A 6,971-nucleotide genomic window follows, 5' to 3' on the forward strand; every position below is an offset into this window, starting at 1 on the left:
AAGTTTTACGAAGCTCAAGTGCTTCGAGAAGTTTGCCCGCAGCTTCGTCATTTTTATCTAGAAAGGCCAGGGCAATCCCTATGTTCATGAGAGAGATACTCAGCAGTCGAACATTCGAAGAGTTTTCACGCAGACTAAGAGCTTGGTTGAGGTGCGCCAACGCTTGTTTAGGTTGGTTCAGATTGAAAAGCGAGACCAAGCCCAGAGTATCATAATGCCTTGCGAGGCCATGCTGGAGTTCTGGGTGCGCCTGAGCTGCTGTGCTGTGGGTGGTGATAGCCTTGGTAGCAAGTGCGAGTGCTTCGGCCGTTAATTTAGCGGTGCGGTAGTAATCCGTGAGCTCCGCCTCGAGGTCGATGATGAGGACTGGCTTCATCTCGAAGTCTGTGGCTATCTCAATGGCTTGTTGAATCGGAGCAATAGACTCCTCGTGGGCTCCGGTCTTATCGAAACACTGTGCTTTAAGGGACCAGAGTTTAATCAAGCCTTCAATAAAGAGAGGTGTTTGGTCTGCGAAACCTGAAGGCTTAATTGAATCGAGATTTTCCAGAAGTTTGATGCATGTGAGGTATTCGCCCTTGATAAAAAGAAGGCTGACACTACTCCACAGTCGAACGATTTCTAGGGATGATTCGCTGTAGTAATCTAGGAGCAAGGAGTTTTGCTTAGATTCGATGCTATGGAGTCTCTCTACCACTACCTGAAGCTGACGCTCGTTGCGATGCGCGTGACCCACTTGCATAGCTCGAAAATACCAAACAAACGACTCTGGGAATTTTTCCGCCAGTTCAAAATTTTTGGCGATTCTCTCGGCAGTGACACCAAGAGGGTATTCTTTAATGAGGCTCTCAGCGAGTTGGTTAAAATAGCGTTTACGCTTCTTAAGTGAGACCAAATCGAAGGTTGCTTCACGCGCAGTCGGGTTTTGAAACTGGTACTGTGTTTGGCGCGGGTCTTCGTGCTTGAGGGATATTCCAATCACGCGTTTGTGTAGGAGTGCGAGCATGCTGCGGTGAATGTTTAGGCTTTGAAGAGTGGTGAGGCTGCGTTCCGCGATTGCACCTTGTTCTGGATCCGCGAGCATCACAGCGACCTGGTCTTCCGTGAAGGTATCTTCAAATATAGATGCTGCCTTCAGGACTTCTGCAAGTCCTGGCTCTAGGTCGTCGAGACGTCGCTGGATAGCATTGAGCACAGTAGGGGGCAGGCTGATATCTTTCGGCAGAGTAGACGGAACAACGTAAGACCCTTTTTTTGTATCTAGCGTGATGATGTCGGTATCGAGGAGAAATTCCAGTGATTCAAGCAGGTGAAGCAGTTTTCCGCCGCATTGGCTCGTGACCCAGTCGATGAGCCACGCTGGCGGTTCACAACTTAGAAGCAGTCCAATGAGCTGATTCATCCGTTCTTTTTCGAGAAGGTCGATATTGAGTGAGAATTGACACTTGGCAGTTAGCTCACTCACGCTGATGCTATGTTGCTGAAGTTTTCGGTCGTTGACGTCCAAGAGAATCATGATCTGATTGTTGGAACCAAGCAAAGACTCAATCAACTGAGAACTGTGCAGGTCCAATGCGGAGGCATCTTCGAAGACCAAGATCAGGGGTTTATTGGCGGACATTTGCAGAAGCGTATCGAGAATGAGTGTTTGGGCTGTGTGGAGGTAGAGGTCGTAGTCCGTTTCTTGGCTAGTATTTCGTTCACCAAGAATTGCTTGCGCGGTCCTTATGGTGGGCGAGTCTTCTGCTGGCTTTGGGATTGCTCCAGATGCGGTCATTTTGCGGTAGATATCTATAAAGGCCGAAAGTTCGTTTTCTAATTCGTCCGCACATCGTCCAGTGACGGCCATGACCTCTGGGTTATCATGGATGATGTGCCCCAAAACGCCTGATAGGTGATGAAGGTTTCCGTTATCTCTTTGTCCGCGAATGCAGAGCATCGTTGGTGTCGATTCTGTGAATGCATGCTCAGAAGCTTGTGCAAGTTGAGCCGCATGGATTCGGGATACCCACGTTGGAACCGTAATGCCCTCAAAGTTGAGGTTGTGGTCTTCAATGCGGTTTTCACGAGGTCTAAGAATCCTAAAGGCTCTTACCTCTTTACTCTTACCTTTCACTTCAAGGTTACCCACTTCTTCAAGTACGAAGTCGTGGACAACCTGTCGGGCAGTTGCGGCAGCTACGAGAATACTGCCAGGTCTTGCCATTTGTTCCATTCGCTGTGCGAGATTCACAGTGTCGCCCATAACGGTAAACTGCTTGTTGTCTTTGCCGCCAACATATCCCGCGTAAACGAGGCCGGAATTCACGCCAATTCGAATTTGAAGTTTAATTCCTCGGTTTCTGCAAATAGGGTGGGTGATGTTGGTAAGGCGTTCTTGCATCGCAAGAGCGGCCGAAATGGCTTCTTCAGCATGCGCACCATCGCTGCGCCCAGCACCAAAGATGGCCATCACGCAATCGCCAATGTATTTGTCTACATAGCCCCCACAGCGTTCGACTTCGTTGGTAAGGAGCTCAAAAATGTTATTGATAAGTTCAAAGACTTCTTCGGCATCTAGGCGTTCCGAGATGCTGGTGAAGTTACAGATATCGCAAAAAACGACCGAGACAACGCGACGTCCGCTTATGAGTAGGCTATCAGCTTCTTCCGACATATCGATTCCACGCTCTCCCTCATATAAAATACCTTAAGAGAAAGGAGCTATGCAAAGGCATACGGAATTACTTGCCGTTTTGTCCAGTGAATCCGTTTTGACCGGTGAATCCATTCTGACCGACAAACCCGTTTTGACCGATGAATCCATTCTGACCGACAAATCCATTTTGGCCAGTAAATCCATTTTGTCCAGTGAATCCGTTTTGACCGACAAAGCCATTTTGGCCGATAAACCCAGCTTTCAGGTTCACGGGTGCCATGTTGAACGGGGCTTCGCCGAGAGCGTCATCGTTGATGTCCCAACTCTCAGAAACCGTGATTCCATTTTGAGTGAATAGTCCGGCTGCATCGCTACTGGGGACGCTCACGCTAACACCAGTCATGGCGATGTCGCTTGGGAGCACCTGCTCCATGCCGCCGCATAGTAGAATGCCCACTCGCTCATGTCCTTCTACAGTGAGGTCTCGAAGCTCGATGTCACCGCTAGCAGCTTGGAGGTGCAGGCCGTCGGAAACAGGCATCACGTTGTCCATTTGAAGAGGTGTCTCCAGGGGTACGCTTGCGAGGAGTGATGTATCGGAGAGAGTGATTCCCGTTGACGCCAAGAACACAACGCTTGAGCCTTGGTTGCCGCTGATGGTGCTTTGACCACTTATGGAAAGTGCTGGTGCTGCCTGTGCTGCTGAATCTTGGACCCAAACACCAGCATATTTAGCGTTGGTGACCGTTAGCCCGTTGTGACTTGATTGAGCGTGATCTTGCAAGATACCGTGCCCACCAAAATTTTGAACGGTTAGATTGGTTGAAGAAAGCGTCGCGGTATCGGCCACGGCTAGACCGACTGGTTCAATTGAGCCATCGACTGTGCTTTGGATAGAGTTTTGTACGGTGACGTTTTCCAGGGTCGCTGTAGACGTTTCAACAACGACGCTGAGGCCAGCATTTTCAGTGACGAGACCGTCTGTCCAATTGAGATTCGTGCGGTGGAAGATGGCCGGCATTCCCGCATAACCCGAGATATTCACGGATGTAAGTTGGGCATTGGTCACGGCGTCTACATAAATACCAATGACGGCAAAATCGAGAGCGCTGAATGTTTCAAGCTTGTCCGTTAGTTGGTCTGCGGTGACTCCGCCTTTGAATGTGGTTTCGTTCACCGTTAAGTTGTTGACGTTGTGGATATAAGCACCAACGCCATGAGCACTTTGGAACGTGACATTTTCGAGTTCGAGGTCGCCTTCATACTCGGCTAAGAGCCCGATGTGCTCTGATGCGATGGTTATATTTTCTAAGCGAATTTTTGCTGGATTACCGCTTACCAGAAGGACCGCGCCTTCAGCAGCCGTAAGTATGGTGGAACCATCGTCGGCTCCGAGGAGAGTCACGGCATGTTGAATGACGAAAGGCCCTTCGAGGGTGCCGCTGTCCAACGAGATAAGTGCTTCTTCTTGCTGGTTCAGCAAGTCCTGGAGGGCGCTCGCATCGATGCCGGTGCTGTCACCGCAGGCCAGTAGATTCAAAAACATCAGAACACTAATAGACACAGCTACGTTGCTCAATCGCATTACTTGTACTCCCTATATTACTGTACCTCGATGGTTACCCAAACGACTGTGACCCACAAGTCTTTTTTCGGCAATAATCAAGGTGGTATCCTGCAATTGTTTAATCCTATGACCCTATATTTATTGAATTTTTCGGGGTGTTGAATCTCGAGAAGAATGAGACCAAATCCCGTAATTACAAATACTTAAGTAGTGACGCTCTGGGGATAGAAATGAATCGTTTCGCGGTGGTGCACGTGGGAACAAAAAAGGCCCCGGATCTCCGACGGGAAAACCGAGGCCTCACTTGTACAATGATTGGTCTGAGCCGGACCATTTTTGAAGCGGCTCTGCCGTTAATTGACTTACTGAGCAGCTTTGGCCGGAGTCATGCTGAATGCTCCGTCCATTGCGATGAAGAAAATGCAAGGCTTGTCGCTGAGGCATGCATTCATGTGAGCTTCATTCATCTTCTGTGTCCAAATAGAACCAGGTCCCAGCTTTTCGCCGCCGTTCTTCTGCATTGCACCAACGACTGAAGCACCAGCGTAGTTTGCCGCATGCATGTGCATAGGCGTTTTAAAACCTACAGGTACCTTAACCAACGCGCGAAAGGCTTCCTTCGTGTGGTCACCAGAGAGAATAAGCATCTGCGGGCCATTTGGCATTTTCGGGTTAAGTGGCTTGAATACTGCTTTTTCAGCTGTAGTCATGATTGAGCCGAGCTCACCTTCATGAGCAGTCTCAGAAGCAACCGTACCGAAAGGTCCGTCGAAGTGACCTACAACCACGCACTCAGCATCTTTTGTGCAAGATGTGTAATGTGCTTGGTTAGCATCTTGTGTCCAAGTAGAGCCGGCAGGAAGCGTTACGCTATCTTCTGCTGTTTTACCGTGAACCACTGTTCCGGAGACTACTGCGCCAGCGTAAGCTGCAGGGTGGCTGTGAAGGCCATTGGCATAACCAGCAGGCATCTTGAAGATGAAAGATACTGGGCCAGTTTTTGGGTCGCCATGGATTGGAGACATCGATGGGCCTTGGTCGCCTTTAGGGCCTGCAACCCAATTGATTTTCGAAAATTCAGTGTAAGCTGCAGCTACAGTTTGAGCAGGTGCTTCAACTGTTGCTGTTTCAGCGGCGGCTGGAGCTGCTGGCTCGGTCGTTGCGGTTGTTGCGCAGCCCGCGAGAAGCATAGTGATAGTGATTACGGTTGTCTTCAAGTGCATGGATATTCCCTCTAGTTTAACTTTTTGCCTTTCTCAGGCCGCCGGAACCTAAATGAATTTGAATGGTGTTTCTATGATGTGAAATGTCATTTCATGAATTATTTAACTATTTGATCCTGATAGTTTGTCCGGGTGAGGCAGAATTGATGGTTCCCAGAAAGTCAGACTTTGCCCATCCCAGGAAGATTAGGGCTATTCCTATCCTTGAGGATTCATGCTTTAGGGCACCAGGACGTTTTCAAGGAGAAAAAGATGGGGCTCACAGTGTATCTCTCGGGTGAAATTCACACAGATTGGCGTGACCAAGTCATGTCGGGCGCAGAAGGTCTGGATATTCGTTTTACGAGCCCGGTGACCGACCACGCCTCCAGTGATGATTGTGGTGTGGCCATTCTTGGAGCTGAGCCGGATAAATTCTGGCACGACAGAAAAGGTGCACAGATCAACGCCATCCGCACTCGAAAAGCGATTCAGGATGCAGACGTTGTGGTTGTGCGTTTTGGTGAGAAATACAAGCAATGGAATGCCGCGTTTGATGCTGGCTTTGCAGCGGCGCTTGGTAAGTCATTGATTGTGATGCATCAACCAGAGCATCTACATCCGCTCAAAGAAGTGGATGCCGCAGCTATGGCGGTGACCCAAACCCCTGAGCAGGTGGTTCAGATTCTGCGGTATGTGCTTACTGGCAGTTTGCCGGCTTAAGAATTTAATCTGCCCCAAAGAAAAGCAGAAGCTTTGCCAGCTCTGCTTTCGAACCAACAAATTCTAACTTTCCATTGAGCATTTTAGAAGGTGGCTTCGCTTTGGACTTGTGAGATGGCTTCGTTTGTTCTTGGCCCGGGCAGATATGTGGTTGCTGGCTCAGCAGACGACGATGTGTATGGCAGGTCAGGTAAATTTTACTTAAATTTTGGAATTCAGCCGGATTTTTAGGATGCTACGAACTGGGGACCGTGTGGAGGTATGATACGGTTGACGGAGTAAGCGTCTCAATGAATAAAGCACTTTTTTTAGACCGTGACGGCATTGTGAATGTGGATAAATGCTACGTGGGACACATTGCTGATTTTGAATTCATGCCGGGTATTTTTGACGCTTTACGTATAGCTCAAAAGCAGAACTACTTACTTTTTATCATCACGAATCAGTCAGGTATCGCGCGTGGGTATTATACCGAGGACGACTTCCTGCGTTTGACGACCTGGATGATTGGAGAATTTCGAAAAGAAGATGTTGAGATCACTAAGGTCTACCATTGCCCATTTCATGTTGATGGAGTGATTCCTCAATTCACCGGGGAGTCCCAGATGCGAAAACCAAACCCTGGAATGCTTTTACTGGCGCAGCAGGAATACGATTTGGTCCTTTCAGAGAGCATCATGATTGGCGATAAGGAATCAGATATCGAAGCGGGTGAGCGTGCTGGTGTTGGGCATACGATCAGAGTTATTCAAGAGGATGGCACACGATCCCAGGCAGGCACCATTATCAAATCTATCTTTGACCTGGCGCCACTGCTTAGGAGGTCTGATGATGATTAAAT

5 protein-coding genes are annotated in these 6,971 nt (G+C 48.9%); 2 read left to right on the forward strand and 3 right to left on the reverse strand.

Going from position 1 to position 6,971, the window contains the following annotated elements; genetic code table 11:
- From HOK28_11125 to HOK28_11135, 3 genes are all read right to left on the reverse strand, one after another.
- A partial coding sequence (locus HOK28_11125) for a hypothetical protein (protein ID MBT6433638.1) occupies positions 1-2,656 on the reverse strand: 2,656 nt, incomplete at its 3' end.
- 67 nt (positions 2,657-2,723) lie between these two features.
- Positions 2,724-3,191: a collagen-like protein gene (locus HOK28_11130; protein ID MBT6433639.1), complete on the reverse strand. Its 468-nt coding sequence runs from the start codon at positions 3,189-3,191 to the stop codon at positions 2,724-2,726.
- Positions 3,192-4,567: 1,376 nt separating this feature from the next.
- The gene (locus HOK28_11135) at positions 4,568-5,428 is read right to left on the reverse strand and encodes a DUF4437 domain-containing protein (protein ID MBT6433640.1); all 861 of its coding nucleotides are present in this window, start codon (positions 5,426-5,428) and stop codon (positions 4,568-4,570) included.
- Positions 5,429-5,680: 252 nt separating this feature from the next.
- On the opposite strand from HOK28_11135, the gene HOK28_11140 reads away from it, so the two are divergent.
- The gene (locus HOK28_11140; protein MBT6433641.1) at positions 5,681-6,130 is read left to right on the forward strand and encodes a YtoQ family protein; all 450 of its coding nucleotides are present in this window, start codon (positions 5,681-5,683) and stop codon (positions 6,128-6,130) included.
- Between the two features lie 290 nt (positions 6,131-6,420).
- A complete protein-coding gene (locus HOK28_11145) occupies positions 6,421-6,969 on the forward strand; it encodes an HAD family hydrolase (protein MBT6433642.1) in 549 nt (182 codons plus the stop codon).
- Positions 6,970-6,971 lie beyond the last annotated feature (2 nt).

Source organism: Deltaproteobacteria bacterium (assembly GCA_018668695.1).
In the GTDB taxonomy this organism is placed as follows: domain Bacteria; phylum Myxococcota; class XYA12-FULL-58-9; order XYA12-FULL-58-9; family JABJBS01; genus JABJBS01.

Bases quoted from the DNA above. Each gene is read 5' to 3' on its own strand.
- HOK28_11130 (MBT6433639.1), bottom strand. From the start codon at position 3,191: ATGGACAACGTGATGCCTGTTTCCGACGGCCTGCACCTCCAAGCTGCT.
- HOK28_11135 (MBT6433640.1), bottom strand. From the start codon at position 5,428: ATGCACTTGAAGACAACCGTAATCACTATCACTATGCTTCTCGCGGGC.
- HOK28_11140 (MBT6433641.1), top strand. From the start codon at position 5,681: ATGGGGCTCACAGTGTATCTCTCGGGTGAAATTCACACAGATTGGCGT.
- HOK28_11145 (MBT6433642.1), top strand. From the start codon at position 6,421: ATGAATAAAGCACTTTTTTTAGACCGTGACGGCATTGTGAATGTGGAT.